Below are 1,433 nucleotides of genomic sequence, written 5' to 3' on the forward strand. Positions count from 1 at the left end.
GCGAACCCGGCCGTGTCCACCGCGCCGAAGAACGACGCCTTCACCGGGAACACGTTGTACGGCGTCGGCTCACCGATGTAGTCGATGCCGGTCCACAGGAACTGGCCCGCGAACCACTTGCGGTCCCGGTCCTTCTTCAACCCGTACTCGCCGCTGTACGTCCAACTCGCCAGGTTGTTGTCGTAGGACGAGGCGTTCCGTCTGCCCGGCGTGTAGTTCTCACCGGTGTTGAGCTGCTCCGGGTCCTGGTAGTAGCCGCGCGTCGAGGTGGACGAGGAGGACTCGCTCTCGAAGAAGAACTTGGCGGGGTAGCGGGCGTGCAGCCCGTCGATCGAGGCCGCGGTGTTGTAGTTCACGCCCATTCCGTCGAGCATCCGCAGGATCTGGTCCTGCGGTGATCCGGCGGCCGGGACGCCGCGGTACTTGTCGGAGCCCATCACGATCGGGCGGGTGGTGTCGATCGCCTTCACATCGCTGATGAGCCGCTGGGCGATCGGCACGCCGGCCGACGAGGTGCTGTCGGGGATCTCGTTGCCGATCGACCACATCACCACCGCCGGGGAGTTCTTCGCGGCCTGCACCATCTCGCGGATGTCGGCGCTGCTGTTGGCGTCGAAGAACCGGCCGTAGTCGTTGCGCACCTTGGAGGTGCGCCAGGTGTCGAACGCCTCGACCATCAGGAGCAGTCCCAACTCGTCGCACGCCCGGATGAACTCCGGCGACGGCGGGTTGTGCGAGGTCCGGATGGCGTTCACGCCCATGCTCTTCATGATCCGCAACTGGCGCACGACCGCATCGGAGGAGACCGCGGCGCCGAGAGCACCGAGGTCGTGGTGGAGGTTGACACCCTTGAGCTTCATCTCCACACCGTCGAGCGAGAAGCCGTTGTTCGGATCGAAGGAGAAGTACCGGACACCGGTGCGCGTGCTCACCGTGTCCACGACCTTGCCGCCCACCCGGACCTCGGTGTCCACCGTGTACAGGTATGGCCGGTCCACCGACCACAGCGCGGGCCGGTCGACCCGCACGTCGACCGACGCGGTGCGCGGTTGCGCGGCCAGCGCGGCGCGTGCGGTGCCCGTGCCCACGATCTGGCCGTTCGCGTCCTTGACCGTCGAGACGACCTCGGCCTGCGCATCGCCCTGTTCGCTCACGGCGGTGGCCGCCACGCGCAACGTCGCGTAACCGGACTTGATCGTGTTCGCCAGGTCAGGGGTCGTCACCTGCACACCATGGCGCGTCACGTGCGCCGGCTCGGTCACGACCAGCCGGACATCGCGGTAGATGCCGCTGCCGGAGTACCAGCGGCTGCTGGGAATCTGGTTGCGCACCTTCACCACGAGCACGTTCGGCGTGCCGTCGGTGTGTGCGCGCTGGCCGAGGTCGAACGCGAAGCCGGTGTAGCCGTAGGGATGGCGGCCCAGGAGCGCGTC

General features: G+C 67.4%; 1 protein-coding gene. It reads right to left on the bottom strand.

Going from position 1 to position 1,433, the window contains the following annotated elements; translation table 11 throughout:
- A partial coding sequence (locus UK23_RS45725) for a glycoside hydrolase family 2 TIM barrel-domain containing protein (protein WP_045318119.1) occupies positions 1 to 1,433 on the bottom strand: 1,433 nt, incomplete at both ends.

Origin of the sequence: Lentzea aerocolonigenes, assembly GCF_000955955.1 — a bacterium.
Lineage (GTDB): Bacteria > Actinomycetota > Actinomycetes > Mycobacteriales > Pseudonocardiaceae > Lentzea > Lentzea aerocolonigenes_A.